At 70.9% G+C, this 17,957-nt stretch carries 20 protein-coding genes and 2 tRNA genes; 12 read left to right on the forward strand and 10 right to left on the reverse strand.

Annotation, left to right across the window (positions count from 1 at the left end):
• Positions 1 to 78: 78 nt before the first annotated feature.
• The gene (locus tag ACIBJG_RS05770; protein ID WP_399304268.1) at positions 79 to 1,515 is read right to left on the reverse strand and encodes a hypothetical protein; all 1,437 of its coding nucleotides are present in this window, start codon (positions 1,513 to 1,515) and stop codon (positions 79 to 81) included.
• A gap of 71 nt (positions 1,516 to 1,586) precedes the next feature.
• Positions 1,587 to 2,393, reverse strand: a complete 807-nt coding sequence (locus ACIBJG_RS05775) for a DUF4097 family beta strand repeat-containing protein (RefSeq protein WP_399304270.1) — start codon at positions 2,391 to 2,393, stop codon at positions 1,587 to 1,589.
• Between the two features lie 177 nt (positions 2,394 to 2,570).
• Here ACIBJG_RS05775 and ACIBJG_RS05780 point away from each other — a divergent pair.
• Positions 2,571 to 2,645, forward strand: a tRNA-Val gene (locus tag ACIBJG_RS05780).
• A 129-nt stretch (positions 2,646 to 2,774) separates the two neighbouring features.
• Here the strand turns inward: ACIBJG_RS05780 and ACIBJG_RS05785 are convergent.
• From ACIBJG_RS05785 to ACIBJG_RS05795, 3 genes are all read right to left on the reverse strand, one after another.
• A complete protein-coding gene (locus ACIBJG_RS05785) occupies positions 2,775 to 3,683 on the reverse strand; it encodes an aldo/keto reductase (protein ID WP_399304272.1) in 909 nt (302 codons plus the stop codon).
• 303 nt (positions 3,684 to 3,986) lie between these two features.
• Positions 3,987 to 4,061: transfer RNA gene (locus ACIBJG_RS05790), tRNA-Trp, on the reverse strand.
• Between the two features lie 91 nt (positions 4,062 to 4,152).
• A complete protein-coding gene (locus ACIBJG_RS05795) occupies positions 4,153 to 4,776 on the reverse strand; it encodes a TetR/AcrR family transcriptional regulator (RefSeq protein ID WP_399304274.1) in 624 nt (207 codons plus the stop codon).
• 151 nt (positions 4,777 to 4,927) lie between these two features.
• Here ACIBJG_RS05795 and ACIBJG_RS05800 point away from each other — a divergent pair, with 151 nt between their 5' ends.
• Positions 4,928 to 5,986: a hypothetical protein gene (locus tag ACIBJG_RS05800; protein ID WP_399304276.1), complete on the forward strand. Its 1,059-nt coding sequence runs from the start codon at positions 4,928 to 4,930 to the stop codon at positions 5,984 to 5,986.
• A gap of 105 nt (positions 5,987 to 6,091) precedes the next feature.
• Positions 6,092 to 6,457 carry a signal peptidase I gene (locus tag ACIBJG_RS05805; protein WP_399304278.1) on the forward strand — a complete coding sequence of 122 codons (366 nt, stop codon included), beginning with the start codon at positions 6,092 to 6,094 and terminating at the stop codon, positions 6,455 to 6,457.
• A gap of 89 nt (positions 6,458 to 6,546) precedes the next feature.
• Here ACIBJG_RS05805 and ACIBJG_RS05810 read toward each other — a convergent pair whose 3' ends face one another.
• On the reverse strand, positions 6,547 to 7,239 hold the full coding sequence (locus tag ACIBJG_RS05810; protein WP_399304280.1) for a TetR/AcrR family transcriptional regulator: 693 nt from the start codon (positions 7,237 to 7,239) through the stop codon (positions 6,547 to 6,549).
• A 51-nt stretch (positions 7,240 to 7,290) separates the two neighbouring features.
• Here ACIBJG_RS05810 and ACIBJG_RS05815 point away from each other — a divergent pair, with 51 nt between their 5' ends.
• The gene (locus ACIBJG_RS05815) at positions 7,291 to 8,421 is read left to right on the forward strand and encodes an FAD-dependent oxidoreductase (protein WP_399304282.1); all 1,131 of its coding nucleotides are present in this window, start codon (positions 7,291 to 7,293) and stop codon (positions 8,419 to 8,421) included.
• Between the two features lie 291 nt (positions 8,422 to 8,712).
• Entirely contained in the window at positions 8,713 to 8,859 is a 147-nt protein-coding gene (locus tag ACIBJG_RS05820) for a hypothetical protein (protein WP_399304284.1), read from the forward strand.
• 179 nt (positions 8,860 to 9,038) lie between these two features.
• Here ACIBJG_RS05820 and ACIBJG_RS05825 read toward each other — a convergent pair whose 3' ends face one another.
• Positions 9,039 to 9,623, reverse strand: a complete 585-nt coding sequence (locus tag ACIBJG_RS05825) for a helix-turn-helix domain-containing protein (RefSeq protein WP_399304286.1) — start codon at positions 9,621 to 9,623, stop codon at positions 9,039 to 9,041.
• Positions 9,624 to 9,752: 129 nt separating this feature from the next.
• Here ACIBJG_RS05825 and ACIBJG_RS05830 point away from each other — a divergent pair, with 129 nt between their 5' ends.
• From ACIBJG_RS05830 to ACIBJG_RS05845, 4 genes are all read left to right on the forward strand, one after another.
• Positions 9,753 to 10,589 carry an EamA family transporter gene (locus tag ACIBJG_RS05830; protein ID WP_399304288.1) on the forward strand — a complete coding sequence of 279 codons (837 nt, stop codon included), beginning with the start codon at positions 9,753 to 9,755 and terminating at the stop codon, positions 10,587 to 10,589.
• 83 nt (positions 10,590 to 10,672) lie between these two features.
• Positions 10,673 to 11,320, forward strand: a complete 648-nt coding sequence (locus tag ACIBJG_RS05835) for an FMN-binding negative transcriptional regulator (RefSeq protein WP_399304290.1) — start codon at positions 10,673 to 10,675, stop codon at positions 11,318 to 11,320.
• A 57-nt stretch (positions 11,321 to 11,377) separates the two neighbouring features.
• Positions 11,378 to 12,064 (forward strand): B3/4 domain-containing protein, encoded by a 687-nt coding sequence (locus tag ACIBJG_RS05840; protein WP_399304292.1) that lies wholly within the window; start codon positions 11,378 to 11,380, stop codon positions 12,062 to 12,064.
• Positions 12,065 to 12,278: 214 nt separating this feature from the next.
• On the forward strand, positions 12,279 to 13,511 hold the full coding sequence (locus ACIBJG_RS05845) for an MFS transporter (RefSeq protein WP_399304294.1): 1,233 nt from the start codon (positions 12,279 to 12,281) through the stop codon (positions 13,509 to 13,511).
• 38 nt (positions 13,512 to 13,549) lie between these two features.
• On the opposite strand, the gene ACIBJG_RS05850 is transcribed toward ACIBJG_RS05845, so the two are convergent.
• On the reverse strand, positions 13,550 to 14,884 hold the full coding sequence (locus ACIBJG_RS05850) for an MFS transporter (protein ID WP_399304296.1): 1,335 nt from the start codon (positions 14,882 to 14,884) through the stop codon (positions 13,550 to 13,552).
• A 439-nt stretch (positions 14,885 to 15,323) separates the two neighbouring features.
• On the opposite strand from ACIBJG_RS05850, the gene ACIBJG_RS05855 reads away from it, so the two are divergent.
• The 3 genes from ACIBJG_RS05855 (at position 15,324) to ACIBJG_RS05865 (ending at position 16,467) form a co-directional block, all read left to right on the forward strand.
• A complete protein-coding gene (locus tag ACIBJG_RS05855) occupies positions 15,324 to 15,512 on the forward strand; it encodes a hypothetical protein (protein ID WP_399304298.1) in 189 nt (62 codons plus the stop codon).
• Positions 15,513 to 15,738: 226 nt separating this feature from the next.
• Positions 15,739 to 16,179 (forward strand): hypothetical protein, encoded by a 441-nt coding sequence (locus ACIBJG_RS05860; RefSeq protein ID WP_399304300.1) that lies wholly within the window; start codon positions 15,739 to 15,741, stop codon positions 16,177 to 16,179.
• Positions 16,180 to 16,242: 63 nt separating this feature from the next.
• Complete coding sequence (locus ACIBJG_RS05865; protein WP_399304302.1) at positions 16,243 to 16,467, forward strand: DUF2277 domain-containing protein; 225 nt, start codon at positions 16,243 to 16,245, stop codon at positions 16,465 to 16,467.
• On the opposite strand, the gene ACIBJG_RS05870 is transcribed toward ACIBJG_RS05865, so the two are convergent.
• Together ACIBJG_RS05870 and ACIBJG_RS05875 are read right to left on the reverse strand one after the other, a co-directional pair.
• A complete protein-coding gene (locus tag ACIBJG_RS05870; protein WP_399304304.1) occupies positions 16,454 to 17,116 on the reverse strand; it encodes a DedA family protein in 663 nt (220 codons plus the stop codon). The genes ACIBJG_RS05865 and ACIBJG_RS05870 overlap by 14 nt on opposite strands.
• Positions 17,117 to 17,442: 326 nt before the next feature.
• A complete protein-coding gene (locus ACIBJG_RS05875; RefSeq protein WP_399304306.1) occupies positions 17,443 to 17,901 on the reverse strand; it encodes a DoxX family protein in 459 nt (152 codons plus the stop codon).
• Between the last annotated feature and the right edge of the window lie 56 nt (positions 17,902 to 17,957).

Below are 17,957 nucleotides of genomic sequence, written 5' to 3' on the forward strand. Positions count from 1 at the left end.
ACGTACTACCAGGATCACGCGGGGCCGCGGCCGCCGCACGTCAGGGCGGCCGTGTGCGCGGTTCCGTTCCGCCGCCTGTCAGGTGCCGGCGCCGCGCTCCTCACGGATGTCGGAGACGACGCGCGCGGCGGTCTGCCGGACGCCCTCCGTCACGGTCAGGAAGTGCCAGTAGTCGGGATGGCGACCGTCGAGGGCCGTGACGGCCTGGTCGAGCCGGGCCACCGCGTCGTCGAGCGGCCGGGCGTGGCGCGGCTCGGGCGTGTGCCGCCCGGCCATGGCGAGGCGCTGCGCGTCGCGGACCGCGAACCGGGTGCGCTGGATCTCCTGCTGCGGGTCCTTGGCGACGGCGTCCAGCCGCTGCAGCCGGTCACCGGCCGCGGACACCGCCTCGTCCGTGGCGTTGAGCAGGGCCCGTACCGTACTCAACCGCGAGGTGGCATCCGCCCAGCGCTGCTCGTCGCGCGCCTTCGCGGCCTCCTTGAGCTTCTCCTCGGCCTGGCGCACATTGACGGCCGCCTGCTCGGGAACCGGCTGGAGGTCCTGCCAGCACGCCGCCGAGAAGCGCCGCCGAAGCTCGCTGAGCACGGGCTCGACGGAGGCGGACCTGGTCGTCAGCGCCTGAGCCCGTGTACGCAGCGTCACCAGGCGCCTGTCGATCTCGGCGGCCCGCTCGGGCAACTGCGCCGCCTCGGCCCGTACGGCCTCGGCATCGCGCAGCACCTGATCGGCGCGTTGCAGCGTCTCGGGCACACCGTGCCGGCCGGCGCCCTGGTTGAGCTTGGTCAGCTCGGGGGCGAGGGCGGCCAGCCGCGCGGCGAGATCCTCCGCCCGCAGTCCGGACGCCCGCACCGCGTCGAGAGCATTGCTCGCGGCCAGGAGCGCCTGCCGCGCCCGCTCCACGGCGGGGGCGAGCCGGGCAAGCTGCGTCTCGGCGGTCCCCAGCAGCGGCCCGAGCCCCGCGGCGAAACGGTCCAGCTCGCCCTTGACCCGTACGAGCTCGTCCTTGGCCGAGGACAGCTCGGCCTTGGCACGGGAGGCGACGGCAGGCTCAAGATCGTCCCGGTCGAGGTCGTGCGCGTCGACGGCCGTGATGTACGTGTTGCTGGCCTCGTCGATGCGCCGCCCCAGAGCGGCGAAGTCGTCGACGGCCTTCCGGGCGGCGGGGGAACTGTCCACGGCCGTGATGGTCTCGATGGAGATCTGCAGATCGCGCTGGGCGGTGTCGAGCTCGTAGAAGGCCTCGGCGGCAGCGTCCTTCGCGGCCTGCGCCTCGGCCCGCTGCCCTTCCCCGCGCCCGCCGAACCAGCGCCGCGTACCGCCCCCGGCGAAGGCGGCGGGCACAGCCGCGGCGAGCAGCGGCACGGGCAGCAGCATCAGCAGCAGGACATCACGCACGCCCCCGCTGCGGCCGGGGCGCCCGACGGGGACATCACTGACGAGGACATCACTGACGGCGGAACTGACGGCGGAACTCCCACCCGCTCTGGCCTGCGGCTTCGCGTGTGTCGCCGTCACATCCCTCTCCCGTGCTGATTCGCCCTGCCCGGTACATTCTCCCACCAGGTAAGGACGAACACACGGGCCTGTTAGTTCGCGCTTCGCACGGTGACTTCGCCGTTGTCGCTGTGCGCCTTCACCGTATGCGGGCTGTCGTCGCTGCGGGGCACGCCCACGGAGACGTGCCCGTTGTCGGCGGAAGCGGACACGGCGTACCGGTTCTTGCCCGCCGGCAGGTCGATGGTGATGCGTCCGTTGTCACTGACGGTGTCCACCAGATTCGGCACCCGGCTGAAGTCGAGCTTCACCGAACCATTGTCCGACCGGACCACCACGGACGACGCCGAGATCCGCTCGCCGCGCACGGAACCGTTGTCGCTCTTCAGCTCCAGCGGCCCGGTGACATCCCGCACGACGACCCCGCCGTTGTCGGAGAACAGCTTGAGCGGCGTCCCGAACCCGGACGCGGTGACCTTCCCGTTGTCCGCATCCACGGTCAGGGCGAGCCCACGAGGCACCTTCACCTGGTGCTGGGCGCCGCAGTCGCTGATCAGCGCCTCGCAGTTCACCCGAAGCGTCAGCTTGTCGCCCTCCAGCTTCCACACGGGGTCCGGCCCACTCCCGAGCACCGCCCACCCGTCGACCTTGCGGGTCACCTCGATCTGCTCCACATCGGCGGGTACGACCTCCACGGTGGAGTTCTCCGCGTCGATCGTCAGCGCCTTCCCGCTGTACGCGAACGACTTGTGCTCGGCGGTGGCGCCCTCCACGTCGGTACTCCCACACCCACTGAGCGCGCCGACGAGCAGAACGGTGCCCCCGGCGGCCACGAGGGCGTTGGTGCGGGTGCGGGTGCGGGTGCGGGTGCGGGTGCGGGTGCGGGTGCGGATGGTCATGGTGATCGAATCCCCCTGGCTGGCGCTGCCGATGTGCCTCCACCGTATGCAGCGCCCGTGGCGGGGACGATACGGACGGCTACCGTCTCGGGGGTGGGGATATCCCCCGTACGCCGCCGCCCGAGTAACCGATTGTCGACGCGCGGCGCAAGCCATGTAACCTGTTGCCTCATCCACGGGTGCGTAGCTCAGGGGTAGAGCGCTGCTCTTACAAAGCAGATGTCGGCAGTTCGAAACTGCCCGCGCCCACCAGTGCAAAGGCCCCCAACCAATCATGGTTGGGGGCCTTTGACATCTACGTCTGACGGCAATGGGGGACGCTCATACGCGGATGGTGGACGAGCTTCCACGTGCTCGGCCACGATGGGGGCCGATGACTCGCTATTCGCCGACGGGCCACAGCGAGGTGAGGCGCCCCATCTCCTCTTCCGAGAGTCGTAGCGCGCCCGCCGCGACGTTCTCTGCGAGGTGGTCCGGATCGCCCGTCCCGGGGATCGCGAGCACGTGCGGTCCCTGTTGCAAGGTCCAGGCCAGCCGGACCTGCGCGATGGTCACTCCGTGCGCGCGGGCGACGGCGTACACCGCTTCGTTGTCACCGGCAGCCGGGCCCGCCTCCCGTCCGGGGCCGGCGATCGCGAAGAACGGGACGAAGGCGATGCCGAGTTCACCGCAGCGCCGCAGGAGTGCCCGGTCCTCGCTCGACGCGCCGATTCCGTACGGGTTCTGCACGCAGACGACCGGGGCGATGGACAGGGCCTCGGTGAGTTGGTCTGACGTGGCGTTGGAGATGCCGAGGTGGCGGATCAGCCCGGCTTCGCGCAGCTCGGCCAGCACGCCGAAGTGCTCGCCGATCGAGCCGGTCCGGCTGCTTGGCGGCACGCGTAGGTTGACCACGTCCAGGTGATCGCGCCCGAGTTGGCGGAGGTTCTCCTCGACCTGGCCGCGCAGTTGCGCCGGCTCGGCCCACCACCACGCACCCGAGGGATCGCGGCCCGGCCAGACCTTGGTGGTGATGACCAGGTCCTTCGGGTACGGCGCCAGCGCCCGGTTGATCAGTTCGTTGGCGGAGCGCGTCGCAGAGAAGTAGAACGCGGCGGTGTCGATGTGGTTCACGCCGAGCTCGACCGCCCGCCGGAGCACGCCGATCGACCGCTCGCGGTCACGCGGCATGCCGTCGCCGAATGGTGTGGTGCCCGTCAGGCGCATCGCGCCGAAACCGACTCGGTTGACGGTCAGGTCGCCGAGTTGCCAAGTCCCCCTGGCTGCCGCGGTGTTCGTTTCTGGGCTCATGACTGTGATCTCCTCTTGCGGTGGGGAACGGAAGGCGTGGTTGGAAGCGGCGAGTTCAGGCCGCTCGGGAGGGCGAGCACGTCGAATTGGGCCCACCGGTGCCGGGGCAGGCGGCCCGGGCATGAAAAAAGCCTCCCCGGCGGATAGGTTCCGCACCGAGAAGGCTCGCGTGATGGTCAGTATTCTAGCAGGTCAGGTCAGGTCAGGTCAGGCGGCTGCGGCCTTCGTCGGCAGGTCGTCGAGTGTTGAGCCCGGTTCGATACCGGCCGGTGCACGTCAGCCACGCCGGATGGGGCGAAGAGGCGGAACCGGCCGGATTCGAACCGGCGTCCTCGCGGTTTTGGAGACCGCGCGCGACGACCTCTGCGCTACGGCTCCGCCCTGCCCGCCATCCTAGAAGGGTGACTCGCCGGCTCCACCAGTGCGTGGTGATGGCCCTGCGCCGCAGCCTCCTTCCCGCTGTGTGATCTCACGACTGGCGCGGGTCCCGTCCGTGGACCAGTGGCAAAAAGACCTCGTCGACGATCTCTACGAGGACGGCGTCGGGTACGGCGGGGATTCCGAGCATCACGTACTCGTTGCGCAGCAGCGCCATGGGTGTGTACGCGACTCGGGGGTGCAGTGCCTCTGGCGTGGCGTCGCCGCGGGCCACCGCCCGGCCGAGCGAGGTCAGCCAGGCCGCCTCGTGCGCGCTGTCCGCCGCCGGATCGCGCAGCTGGGCCAGGAGTTCCGGAGTGCTGCCGGCCGCCGCGATCAGGCCGCGCAGGATCTCCCCGTACCGTGATGACCAGGTACTGTTCGCGCGCCGCAGCATCTCCAGGGTGTCGCCGCGCAGCGATCCGGTGTCCGGCAACGTGGTCTCGGCCGCAGCCAGTCGGCGGTAGGCCGCCACGCCGAGCGCGACGCGGTTGGGCCAACGCCGGTACAGCGCGTTCTTGTTCGTCCCGGCCCGCCGGGCCACCTCGTCCATCGTCAGTGCCGGGACACCGGACTCCTTCAGTACCTCGGCAGCCGCGTGCAGGATGGCCTCCTCCAGCTCGGCCCCATGTCGCCGTGTCGCCGCGGTCCGCCGCGGTTCCTTCGCTCGTGCCACCGGCTGTTCTCCCTCGCCCCGCCCAGCTGATCTACGGTACGCATCGTACTCTCTAATGCGTCATGTATTCCGTGTCCAGCTGTGTCTAAGGTACGGTGCGTACCTCATTCGGTACGGCGTGTACCGTAGAGCGTGAGGAGAGTACCCCGTCGTGCGCACCTTCGGTATCACCTACGACACCGGCTTCACCACCGCGGGAACCTCCACCCGCGAGCCTTTCGACCACGCCGTCGTCCGTCGCGAGATGCAGATCATCCGCAACGAGCTGGGCTGTGACGCCGTACGCGTCACCGGCGGCGACCGCGACCGGCTCGAGACCGCCGCCCGGTACGCGGCCGACGTTCAACTGGAGGTGTGGTATTCGCCGTTCACCAACGGCCTCACCACCCGAGAACTCCTCGACTTCCTCACTGACAGCGCCGAGCGCGCCGAACGGCTGCGGAGCGAAGGCGCCGAGGTCGTCTTCCTCACCGGCTCGGAGATTTCGCTCTTCACCGTCGGCCTGCTCCCGGGTGACACGTTCGAGGAACGCGCAGCCGTCCTCACCGACCCGCAGAGGCTGCGAGCCGCGTTGCCCGGGCTGCCCGCTCAGGTCAACGCCTTCCTCGGCGAGGCGGTCGCTGCGGTGCGTTCCCGGTTCGGCGGCCGGATCGGGTACGCCTCACTCCCGTTCGAGGGCGTCGACTGGGTGCCGTTCGACATAGTCGCCACCGACGCCGGCTACCGAGACGCACAGACCGCCGCCGGGCTCGCCGACGGCCTGCGGGCACTGACCGCACACGGCAAGCCGGCCGCCGTCACCGAGTTCGGCTGCACCACCTACCGCGGGGCCGCAGAGGTCGGTGGTCGCGGAGATGCCGTCATCACGTGGGACGACCGCGCCCGCCCGGTGGGATTTACTCGTCCCGTCGCGCGTGATGAACAGGAGCAAGCCGGCTACCTGCGTGAACTCATCGACGTCTTCGACGAATCCGCCATCGACGCGGCCTTCGTCAACACCTTCGCCCGCTACGACCTTCCTCACGTCGACGATGATGATGACGCCGACCACGACTTCGACAAGGCGTCCTTCGGTGTGGTCAAGGTCCTCGGCGGAGGCCGCATCGGTACCGCGTTCCCGGGTCTGCCGTGGGAGCCCAAAGCCGCCTTCCACGCGCTTGCGAACTACGGTCGCAGCCGGACCCGTACACCTTTCCGTCCCACTGCTTGAGGTACTCGAGAGGGAGGGAGGGAGGGAGGGAGGGAGCGTGCCGGTCGCGGATGTGCACTCAGTCGTCGCTGCCAGGCCCGCTACCAACTGCTAGCCTCCGGCCTCGTGAACGACAGCGTGTATGTGGGCAAGGCGGGCAAGGATGCGGCACTGGACCGGGGGTGGCTCCTCGGGCACTTCAAGGAGGCAGGCGACCCGCGCCACAGCGAGGATGTGGAGATCAAGTGGGGTGTCCACCCGCGTGGCGACGAACGCCTGCAGCGGGTGAAGGGCGAACACCGCACGGCTCTCCTGGTCCTGATCAGTGGCCGCTTCCGCGTTGAACTGCCCGGCCGCAGCGTCCTTCTGGAGGAGCAGGGCGATTACGTCGTGTGGGGGCACGGAGTCGACCACTCGTGGGTCGCTGAGGAGGAATCGGTGGTGCTGACGGTTCGATGGCCATCGGTGCCGGGTTACGCGGTGGGGGAGTAGGGGGGAGCGCGGCCGCCTCGTACCGGACGGTGCCGGGGGCCGTGCCGGACCGCCCGTGATCGCAACTTCGCTCGAGGTTTTACGGAGCGTCACGCCGGCGGGCAGGTGAGTTTGGCGTCCACTGCGTCCAGGACCCAGTCCAGGCCGGTCGTGAAGGACGTCTCGGCGTCCACGTCCGTGCTGTCGTGCACGACCTTGGCCAGGCCCGGGAAGCGGCCGGTGGCCAGCAGTTCTGTCACGCGCGGGCCGGAGGCGCGCTGCCAGTCGTGCTTGGACAGGCCCGTGGCGCGCTCGGCCCGGAGGTTCGTGATCTCGCGTCTGATCGCGCCGATGAAGTAGGCGCTGACGGTCTCCACGGCTCGCATGACGGTGTCGATGCCGGCGTGGCCGTCGAGGGCGGCCAGCGTGGCCTCTGTCACGGCGAGGCCGTTCGGCCCCAGGGCCGGGCGGCCGCCGAGCAGGTCGGCCAGCCATTCGTGGCGTAGAGCGGCCTGCCTGGTGCGCCGGGCGAGGACGCGCAACGCCTCCCGCCACTCATCGCACTGCTCCTCGGGGAGGATCTCGGCCTGGACCGCGTCCATCATGAGGTCGAACAGCTCCTCCTTGGTGGAGATGTATCCGTACAGCCTCATCGGGCCGGCATTCAGCCGGGCAGCGACCTTGCGCAACGACACCGCCTTCAGCCCGCCCTCGTCGGCCAGCGCGATGGCGGCGGCGACGATGCGCTCCCGGTCGAGCGGCACGGGGTGAGGCGGCGGCTCCGGCCGGTCCCAGATGGTCATGGCCACATCCTTGTTGCGATACATCGGCATGGAGAAATACAGTGTATCGACATGAGACAGTGCATCGCAGTGGTCGGGAGCGGTCCTGCCGGCCTTACCCTCGCCCGCGTCCTGCACCGCCACGGTTACCCCGTCACCGTCTTCGAACGCGATACCGCCCCCGACGCCCGCCCTCCGGGCGGCACCCTGGACCTGCAGGAAGGGCTGGGCCAGCTCGCGCTGGACAAGGCGGGGCTGCTGGCGGAGTTCCAGGCGCTGTCCCGTCCCGAGGGGCAGGCCATGCGCATCCTGGACACGGACGGGACCGTCCTCCGTGACTGGCAGGCGCGTCCGGATGACCGGGCCAATCCCGAGATCGACCGTGCGCAACTCCGTGACCTGCTGCTGGGCCCTCTGGACGTTCAGTGGGGGCGGGCCGTGACGGAGGTGGTGCCGAAGGGTACGGGTGGCGTGCTGGTCCAATTCGCGGACGGGGGGCAGGAGGCGTTCGACCTCGTCGTCGGCGCGGACGGCGCCTGGTCCCGGGTCCGCCCGGCAGTCTCGTCGGTGACGCCGCACTACACCGGCGTCACCTATCTCGAGACCTCCCTGGACGAAGTCGACACCCGCCACCCCGATCTCGCCCGGTTGATCGGTGACGGTTCCGTGGCTGTGTACGGCGTGAACCGCGCGCTCGTCGCCCAGCGCAACAGCGGCGGCCACGCCAAGGTGTACGCCCAGTTCCGCGCACCGCTGGACTGGCACACGGACCTGGACCTGGACCTGGCCGATGCCGAGGCCGTGCGATCGAGTCTGCTGGCTCTGTTCGACGGCTGGGCCGCTCCCGTCCTCGACCTCCTCCGCCACGGCACCGCGTTCGTCCACCGCCCCCTCCACGTGCTGCCCGTGTCCCACACCTGGGCTCATACCCCGGGGGTGACGCTGCTGGGCGACGCCGCCCATCTGATGCCCCCGCTGGGGGCGGGTGCGAACCTCGCGATGCTGGAAGGCGCCGAACTCGCCGAGTCCCTCGTCACTGCAGGCGGCCCCGAAGAACTGGACGAGGTCGTCCGCGCCTTCGAGGAACGGATGTGGGCACGGGCCGGCAGGTGGGCGAGCATCACGACGGCCGGTCTGGAGCGCCTCGTGAGCCCCGACCCCTCGGAAGCCCTCGCCGTCTTCGACCGAGTTCAGCCGTCCTGACTGCCGGCGGTCCGGTCCTCCTCGCGGACCAGGACCTATGCGACGAGGGAGCGGCGGGAGGCAGTCGCCCACGCTGTTCCGCCTCGGCCTGTACGCGTTCTGGGACGGGCTGAGGAGTTTCACTGTGGTGGCACGGGCGGGTTTGGGCGACGGGGTTCGTGCCGGAGCCTCCGGTGGGCGCACACTGGCCGCATGACCCTACCGAGAACGCATCATTGCTCGGCCTGCTCGAACGGAGCCGCCCCGGACGACGTTCTTCACGAAGACCTCGTTGTCGGAGCGCCTCTGTCCATGGAGGATCTCACCGACGCGCAGCGCCACGACCGGTTCGCACTCAAGTACGCCCACGACGGTTGCCAGGTCAGAGAGGTCCAGCGGGTTCCGCACGACAACCTGAGCGGTTACGCCTGGTCGGTCCGCTTCACAGAGGGCTCGTGAAGAGGTAATTCCCGGGGCGGCTCAGGGAGGCGCCCCGGGAGGGGGGGACAGGTCGAACCGGGTTGCGCTCAGCCACGGTTGCGGGTGCCGCGCAACCTGTCGGAGACCTGCCTCTCGCCTGACGGCCTCGGCACGTTCCTCTCCGAACTCCAGCAGCCCATGAGCTCCTGGATCAGCCGTCAGGCAGCCGAAGCCGGTCCGGGCGGCAGGTGGACCGTCATGATCAAGTGGCAGGCTTCGGGGCCGATGCCGCGGTACGTGTGGGGGGCGTCGGCGTCGAACGTGGCCGTCTGGCCGGCCTCGACGTGATGCTCGGCGTCGTCGACGACCAGCGTCATGCGGCCGGATGTGACACTGACCGTTTCCACGACTCCGGCCTGGTGCGGGTGGCTGGGGTATTCCTCGTCCGGTTCCAGCCGCCAGCGCCAGACCTCGACCGGAGCCGCGCCCGAGGTCGTCAGCATGAGCCTGGCCTCGCTGCCTCGCGGGCCGGTCCACAGAGGGGTCACGGCGTCGGCCGTCACCACGCGGACGCGGCCTTCGGCCGGTCCTTCCATCAGTGCGGACACCGAGATGCCCAGTGTGTCCGCCAGGCGGACCAGTGTGGCGAAGTTGGGGTTGCCCTGGGCCTTCTCCAGCCCCACCAGCGCGCCCTTGCTGACCTGCGCTCGCCGGCCGAGTTCGTCGAGGGAGAGGCCGGCGCGGGTGCGGGCCGCTCTGACGTTGTGCGCGAGCGTACGCAGCGCTGTGTCCGTCTCGGCCATCCGAGCACCATCCTTGCGAGGGACCACTGGAATGCACCGTGCGGTCGTTTGGTTGACACCAGGCGGTCGGTTTGTTGTACCGTTGGGTCGTTCCATTGAATGGTAAGGGATGTGCCCGAGGATGTGCCCGTGATTGCTCTGCTGCTGGCCCTGGGCAGCTCGCTCGCCTACGGGTGCGCCGACTTCCTCGGCGGCCTCGGCGCCCGTAAAGCCCATGTGCTGCGCACCGTGATGATCGCGGCCCCGGCCTCCCTCGTGGTCGAGCTGCTGCTGTGGCCTTTCCTCGGCGCCTCGTTCACTGCCGGGGCCCTGGGCTGGGGCGCGGCGTCCGGTGTCGCGTCGGCCGCCGCGTTCGCGCTGCTCTACAGGACCCTGGCGATCGGCCCGATGAACGTGCTGTCGCCCGTGACCGCCCTGGTGTCCGCCATGCTGCCCGTCGGCGTCGGCCTGCTCCAGGGGGAGCGCCTGGGCATCGCCGGACTGGTGGGGCTGCCGCTGGCCCTGGCCGCGGTGGTGCTGGTCAGTGCCGGGCACGGTTCGGGGTCCGTGCGGCCCTCGCGTACGGCGCTGCTGCTGGCGCTCGGAGCGGGCGCCGCCATCGCCCTCCAGCTGGTCTTCCTGCACCAGGCGCCGTCCGACAGCGGGGTCGCCCCGCTGATCATCGGCAGGGCGGTCTCCTCGGCCGTCACCCTCGGCGCCGCCGGGCTGATGTTTCGCCGGCTGGGGACCGAGCGGCCCGCCTATGCGATGTCCGCCACCGCCGGTGTACTGGACTCGGTGGCGAACCTGCTGTTCCTGCTCGCCGCCCGCAGCGGAGACCTCGCCGTCGTCGCCGTCATCACCGCCCTCTACCCGGCCGGTACCGTCCTGCTCGCCCGCAGCGTGCTGGCCGAGCGCATCCACCGCGGCCAGCTCGTCGGGCTCGGCACCGCCGCCGCTGCCGTCGGCCTCCTCGCCCTCACCTGAGCACCCCGCCTGATCACCCTCACCGGATCGCCCTCGCCCGACCGCCCGCCGGCCCGCAGCATCGACCACGTACTAGGAGCAGCATGTTCATCCAGCCCTGGGACGCCGCCCTGGACGAAACCGAATGGCAGACCTGGATCGCCGGCGGCCACGACTTCGGACAGCTCAGCGTCAACGGGCTGCCCGGCCGCCCACCCGCTGTCGTTCCCACCCACTTCACCACCGACGGCAGCCACCTGCTGATCCACTTCGCCCGGCCCAACCCGGTCTGGGAGGCGATCGCGCACGATCCGAACGTCACCTTCACCGTCATCGGCGACTACGCCTTCGTCCCCGGCCCCTGGCGCGCCAAGCCCGGAACTCCGCCCACCGACGGGGTTCCGACCAGCTACTACGCGGCCGTGCAGTTCACCTGCCGCGCCACCGTCGTCGACGACCCCGAGGACAAGGCCGAGCTGCTGCGCCGCCAGCTCGCCCACTTCCAGCCCGACGGCGACCACGCCCCCGTCGCCGTCGACCGGCCCCCTTACGGCCGGATGCTGTCCGGCATCCGCGGGCTGCGCCTGGAGGTCACGGAGGTCATGGCCAAGTTCAAGTACGACGACCACAGACCCGTCGAGCACCGTACGGCCGTGGCCGACAGCCTCACCCGGCGCGGGAAGGGCCTCGACGCCCCGACCGCGGACCAGCAGCGCCGTCGTCTGGACCGCATGGGCCCGTGGAAGGCCTGACCGCCGCCTGACCACCCCCGCCACCGTCGTACGTACGAAGGAACGGAGCCCTCGCTCATGACCGTATTCCGCCTTGCCCCCGCTGTCGCCGACGCCTTTCCCGACACCCGTATCGCCGTGGTCACCGCCACCGGCCTGCGCGGGCGCGAGGACTGGCCCGACACGGCCGCCGCCCTGGGGGAACTGGAGCAGCAACTCGCCGACGGCACCTGGCAGCCCGCCGACGAGGCCGACCCGCGCATCGAGGCGTGGCACACCGCCTACCGCTCCTTCGGCACCAATCCCCGGCGCACCCGCCCCAGCGTCGACGCGCTCGGCAGGCGCTTCGCCAAGAAGGGGGCCCTGCCGCGCATCAACCCGCCCGTCGACTCCTACAACGCCGTCTCCGTACGGCACGGCCTGCCCGCGGGCGCCTTCGACCTCGACCAGGTCACCGGCGACGTCGACATCCGATACGCGGACGGGACCGAGGAGTTCACCCCGCTCGGCGAACCCGACACCGTCGAGAACCCCAAGCCCGGCGAGATCATCTACACGGACGCCGGCGGAGTTCTGACCCGGCACTGGAACCACCGCGACGCGCACCGCACCCGCGTCACCGAGGACTCCGCCCACGTCGCCTTCCTCCTCGAAACCCTGCACGCCTCCCGCGACGGGCACCTCCTCGAGGCCGCAGCGCTGGAGCTGCAGGAACTGCTCGCCCCGCACGCCGAGCAGACGGCCGTGCACTACATTCCGTCCTGACCATTCCGTCCTGACGGTGCCGGGTGGCCGACGGGCCGGCCGGGCCGGTGGTGACCGCTCGCGCGCGTCGTCCGTGGCGGGATATCTCGTATCGCCTCCTGGGGTGGTGCCCTTAACCTGTCCGGATGCATCAGGGGCGAGGGCGCGATCGACATCCCACCGCTCCGGAGCGGCCCGTGCCGCACCCGTGCGACACCGCGCAGGGGGCGGGGCGATGACCGTCGACCAGCGTGAACGCGGGGCCCTCCCCGCCGCGTCCCCCCTGCGGATCCCCGCCTTCCGGCGGTTCCTGCTGGCTCATCTGGTCTCGGCCACCGGGTCGGCGATGGCGCCCGTGGCGCTGGCGTTCGCCGTGATCGGGCAGGGCGGGGGAGCCGGGTCGCTCGGGATCGTGCTCACCGCGAACACCGTGCCGACCCTCGTCTTCCTCCTCATGGGCGGCGTGCTGGCGGACCGGATGTCCCGCAGCCGCATCCTCTTCCTGGGGAACCTCGGCGCCGGCGCCGCCCAGGCCGCCGTTGCCGTACTCGTCGCGACCGGGTCGGCGACGACCTTCGCGATCAGCGTCTGCGCCTGCCTTTCCGGGGTGTCGGCGGCCTTCATCGCGCCTGCGGCCCAGGGGGTCGCGAGCCGGCTCGTACCGAAGGAGCAGCTTCAGCAGGCGAACGCGCTGGTCCGGGTGCCCGGCAACGCGGTCAAGGTCATCGGCCCGGTCGTCGGCGGGTTCGTCGTCTCGTTCACCGGGCCCGCCTGGGCGCTGGGGTGGGACGCGGCCACCTTCGGTGTCGCCGCCCTCCTCCTGCTCGGGCTCCGGCTCGCCGGGGCGGTCCCCTCCGGAGCCGGTCTCGTGGCCGATCTCCGCACCGGCTGGGCCGGATTCCGTTCGCGGAGCTGGCTCTGGAGCTACACCGCAGCCGGGACCGCCGTGGTCGCGGCCTGGCTGGCCGGCTTCCAACTGCTCGGTCCCCTCGTCGCCGACCACGACTTCTCCGGCGCCCGCTCCTGGGGGCTGGTGCAGGGGGCCTTCGCCGCCGGGCTGCTGGCCGGGACGGTCGTCTGCCTCGTCTGGAAGCCGCGACGGCTGATGCTGGTCTGCGTGCTGGCCAGTTCGGGCATCATGCTGCCGTTGGCCGCCCTGGGACTGGGGTTGTCGCTGCCCTGGGTGCTGGGGGCCGCCGTCGTCGCCGGCATCGGACTGGACGTGGCGATCGTCTCCTGGTCCACGATCTTGCAACAGCAGGTGCGCGACGACGAGTTGGGACGCCTCAGCGCGTTCAACGCCGTCGGCGAGCGCATCGCCATCCCGGTGGCGTACCTCCTGGTCGCGGTCGCTTCGGCGCACTGGAGCAGCCACCGGATTCTCCTGGTGTGCTCGGCGATCATCCTCCTCGCCACCCTTGCCAACGCCTGCGTGCGCGACGTGTACCGGATTCGGCGGGTGGGCTGAACTCCGCCTCGCGGAACGGCGCTCAACCCTCGGGCGTCTCAGTGCTCCGGAGCCGTACGGGCGCCGCTCGCCTGTGGCCGGCAGACGCTCGGCGGACCCGGCCGCTGTTCGTACGGAAGGTGTCTGCCCAGGCGTGCCAGCGGGGAGAACGCCATGAACAGCGGGGACAGGGCGAGGGCGGCGGCGGTCACCAGCAGACTCGTACGCAGCCCCCAGTGACCCGCCAGGAAGCCGCCCAGCAGTGAACCGACCGGGGTCAGGCCCATGCCGGCGAAGTTGATCGTCGCCACGACCCGGCCCTGTATCCGCACGGGTGTGAGGGCCTGTCGCACGGCCATCATCGTGACGTTGACCAACTGGCCGAAGGCGCCGAAGAGGAAGTTGACGCCGACGAGTACGGGGAGCGTGCCGGCCGTCGAGCCGTGCAGCGCCGGTACGCACAGCATCACGCCGTCCGCGACGACCGCCGAGACCACCAGCACCTTGCCGTACCCGAATCTTCCCGGCAGCCTCGCCGCCAGCAGCGACCCCACGACCGCGCCCGGTCCCATCGCGGCGAGCGCCATGCCGACAGCCGTGCCCGACAGGTGCAGTCCGCGCGGGAGGTGGAGCAGGTAGACGGTCATCAGCGCGGCGAACCAGAACTGGAAGAGGGCCGAGGCCACCCCCACCGCCCGCAGCGAGGCGTTGCCGGCCACGAAACGGAGGCCTTCGAGGATCTGCGACCCGATGCGCGCCGGGCCGGTGGCCGGCGCGGGGACCCGCTCCCGGCCGCGAATCCGCCGGATCGACACGGACGACAGCGCGAAGAACACCGCGCCGGTGACGACGGCGAACGGGCCCGAGAACAGCGACACCAGCGTGCCGCCGAGCGCCGGGCCGCCGATCTGCGCCGCCGATCTGCTGCCCTCCAGCGCACTGTTGCCCTGCAACAACCGGTCTCGTGCCACCAGTCGTACGAGCGAGGCCTGGTACGCCACGTCGAAGAACACGCTCAGTACGCCGACGAGCAGCGCGACCACGAGCAGTACGGGCAACCCGAGGACGCCGAGCAGATACGCGGCGGGGACGGCCCCCAGCGCGAGGGCCCGGCCGCAGTCCGCCAGCACCATCACCGAACGGGCACGCCGACGGTCCACCCACGCGCCCGCGAAGAGCGAGAGCAGCAGGATCGGTGCCTGCTCCACCGCACGCAGCACGCCGAGTTGACCGGGACCCGCGTCGAGCGACACCACCGCGATCAGCGGCAGGACGACCTGTGTGGCCTGCGCCCCGAACTGGGACGCGGTCTGGCCCAGGAACAGCCGGCGGAAGTCGGCGTCCCGCCACAGAGCCGGCGGAGTCCCGGCCCGTTTGATGTCGGGCGTTGTCATCGCGTACCTCGTACGCGGGTGGAGGCGGTGAGGGTTCGGGTGTACGGCATCGGTTGCACAGAGACCCCTTGAGCTGCGGAGGACAACGCTCGCCGGCCGGGCACGGTAAGTGCACCGGCGGTTCGGGCGAGAAGGCTCGCTGTGCCGCAGAACGGAGGCAGCACGCGATGACGGGTCGATCACGACCTACGACGTCAGCGCGCGCTCCGGCGACCGGGCATCCCAACTCCTGCCTCGAGGATCACGTGGTGGTCGCAGGCTAGCGGTCGGGGCACTCGAAGGGGAGCGGATTTCCGCCGAGCACGGGGCTCGCGGAGGTCCGGGCCGCGGGAGAGGTCGGGGCGGACTTTCACCGGCCCGGACCATGGGAGATGGTGGGTTGCGGACTTTCACCTGCCCGAGGCGGGGCAGGGCGGTGGTCAGGGAACAAGGGGGCAGGGTGAGTAAACGGCGTTACGTGGCCAGGGGTGTTCCGGGCGGCTACCGGATCTGGGACAACCGGGGGCGTAAGTGGTGGGGCGACCACTACGAGCTCTGCCCCGACGACCTCCTGCGCGAGCTGAACGGCGACGCGAACGGGGAAGCGATCACCGCCCTCATGAAGCGGTACAGGGCGCTGAAGCGGTAGGAGGAGTGGGGCCGGGTGCGCGGCGACGGCGGGATTGCGCCGACCGGTGCCACCCGGCGGCCCGGCGGCCCGGCTGCGCAGCTTCGCGGGGCCCCGGGGACGCGTAGGTGCGAGCCCTCCGTCACGCCCCGCCACCCCTCACCCGTTCGGCCGCGTCGGGTAGCCGCACCCGAACGCGCCGAGCAGGGTCGGTCTGACGCTCAGTTCCACCGGCCGAGGAGTCCTCATGGCACAGACCGCGCCCACACCGGGCAGTTCTTCCCCGCCTCCGTCCCATCCCGGGGGCATCAACCCCTGGGCGGCCGGCGGGATCATGTTCGCCGGCGTTCTGCTGATGGTCGACGGGGTACTGGGGGCGATCAAGGGCATCGCCGGGATTGCCTCCGACGACGTCTACGCGCGGATCAGCAACTACGTCTTCGAGTTCAACGTGACGGCCTGGGGCTGGATCCACCTCGTCCTCGGCATCATCCTCGCCGTCGTCGGCTGGGGCATCCTCAAGGGTGCGGGCTGGGCACGCGGGGTCGGTGTGGGGCTTGCGGCGCTCAACATGATCGCCAACTTCATGTGGCTGCCCTACCAGCCCATCTGGGCCGTGGTCTCCCTCGCCATCGACACCTTCGTGATCTGGGCGCTGTGCACGGACCGCTCCAAGGCGGTCATCTGACCTCGGGGTCGCGGTCGCGGCCGGCGGTGGGACGTTGTCAGTGGCACGGTTCACACTGGAGACATGTGCCGAAGTATCAAGACCCTCCGCCCGCCGGCCCTCCCCGAAGAGGCCACCGAGGACGACATCCGCGCCGCATCCCTGCAGTTCGTCCGCAAGGTGTCCGGCTTCCGGGCCCCGGCCGCGCACAACAGGGAAGTCTTCGACCGGGCCGTCGACGAGATCGCCGAAGCGACCGCCCGGCTGCTGGACGGCCTGGAAGTGCGGGGTGGTGTCAGGACGCCGTAGGGACCGGGGCGGAGGCGGCGGCGGCCGCGGCTGCTGCCGGGCGCTTCATCAGGAGTGCGGCGAACGCGCCCGCGACGAACAGGGCCAGGACCGAGAGGGCCGTGCCCAGCCAGCTCGCGCCGAGCCAGTGGGCGCCGAAGTAGCCGAGGCCCACGCTGTATCCCGCCCAGGCGACGCCGGCCACGGCGGACCACGGCAGGAATTCCTTCACGTTGCGGTGGGAGGCGCCCGCGCCCAGCGAGACGACCGAGCGGCCGGCCGGCGCGAAGCGTGCGATGACGACGAGGACGCCGCCGCCGCGGCTCAGGGCGGCGCCGAGGCGTTCGTGCGCCGAGGTGAGCCGACGGGAGCGGGCGATGGCGCGGTCCAGGCGCTCGCCGCCGCGCCAGGCCAGCCGGTACGCGGCGAGGTCGCCGAGGACCGAGGCGGTGGCCGCGCAGAGGATCAGGGCGAAGACCGAGGGCACCTCGGTCACGTGGCGGGCGGCGTCGGCGGCCACGCCGGTGGTGCCTGCGGCGGCGGCCGTGGCGGCCGTGATCACGAGGACCCCGCTGGGCAGTACGGGAAGGAAGACGTCCAGCAGCACGGAGAGGGCGACCACGGCGTAGATCCATGGGCTGCTGGTCAGCGCACCCACACTCTCGAGCACCTTCTACTCCCCGATCGGTAACAACGCCGCGACGTCGCAGGGGAGCGGCAGGAGCGGCAGGGCCAGCTGTACAGCGTACGCCTGCCGTTCACCTGGAGATCCATATATATGCGCGATGTTGGGCATCTCACGTGCGTCACAGACGCACCGCGCGCACCAGTACTGCCGGTACGGGCAGCACTTGCCCGTGCTCCCCGTGCTCCCCGTGCTCCCCGTGCTCCCCGTGCTGCCCTACCTCGTGCACGGCGGGGAGCGGTGCCCGTCGTGCACGAGGTCTCGCGAGGGGCCCGGTCGGCGCGGGCCCGTGCGGTGGGCGCGGGGTCGGGTCAGGCGGCGACCGGGGTGCTCGGCTCCGGTGCGCGGTCCTGGTCGCCCTTCACGGTGGCGCGGGAGGTGAACAGCCGGTCCAGGGCCAGGGCGCCGGGGCCGGTGAAGACGAGCAGCAGGAAGGCCCAGGCGTAGACGGCCGAGGGCTCGCCGCCGTTCTCCAGGGGGAAGAGCGCCTCGGGCTGGTGGACCTTGAAGTACGCGTACGCCATGGAACCGGAGGAGAGGAGAGCGGCGATACGGGTGCCGAGGCCCAGCACGACGAGGCTGCCGCCGACGAGCTGGATGACCGCCGCGTACCAGCCGGGCCAGGTGCCGGCGGGTATGGACCCGCCGCCCATGGCGCCGCCGAGTACGCCGAAGAGCGAGGCAGCACCGTGGCAGGCGAAGAGCAGTCCTACGACGATACGGAAGAGCGCGAGGGCATAGGGCTGGGCCTGATTCAGGCGTGTGTACATGTGGGGAGCTCCTTCGGTCCGGTGGGGACGTAAACCGACTGGGCGCCACAGATTAG

This window comes from Streptomyces sp. NPDC050422 (genome assembly GCF_044458665.1).
Taxonomy (GTDB): Bacteria; Actinomycetota; Actinomycetes; order Streptomycetales; family Streptomycetaceae; genus Streptomyces.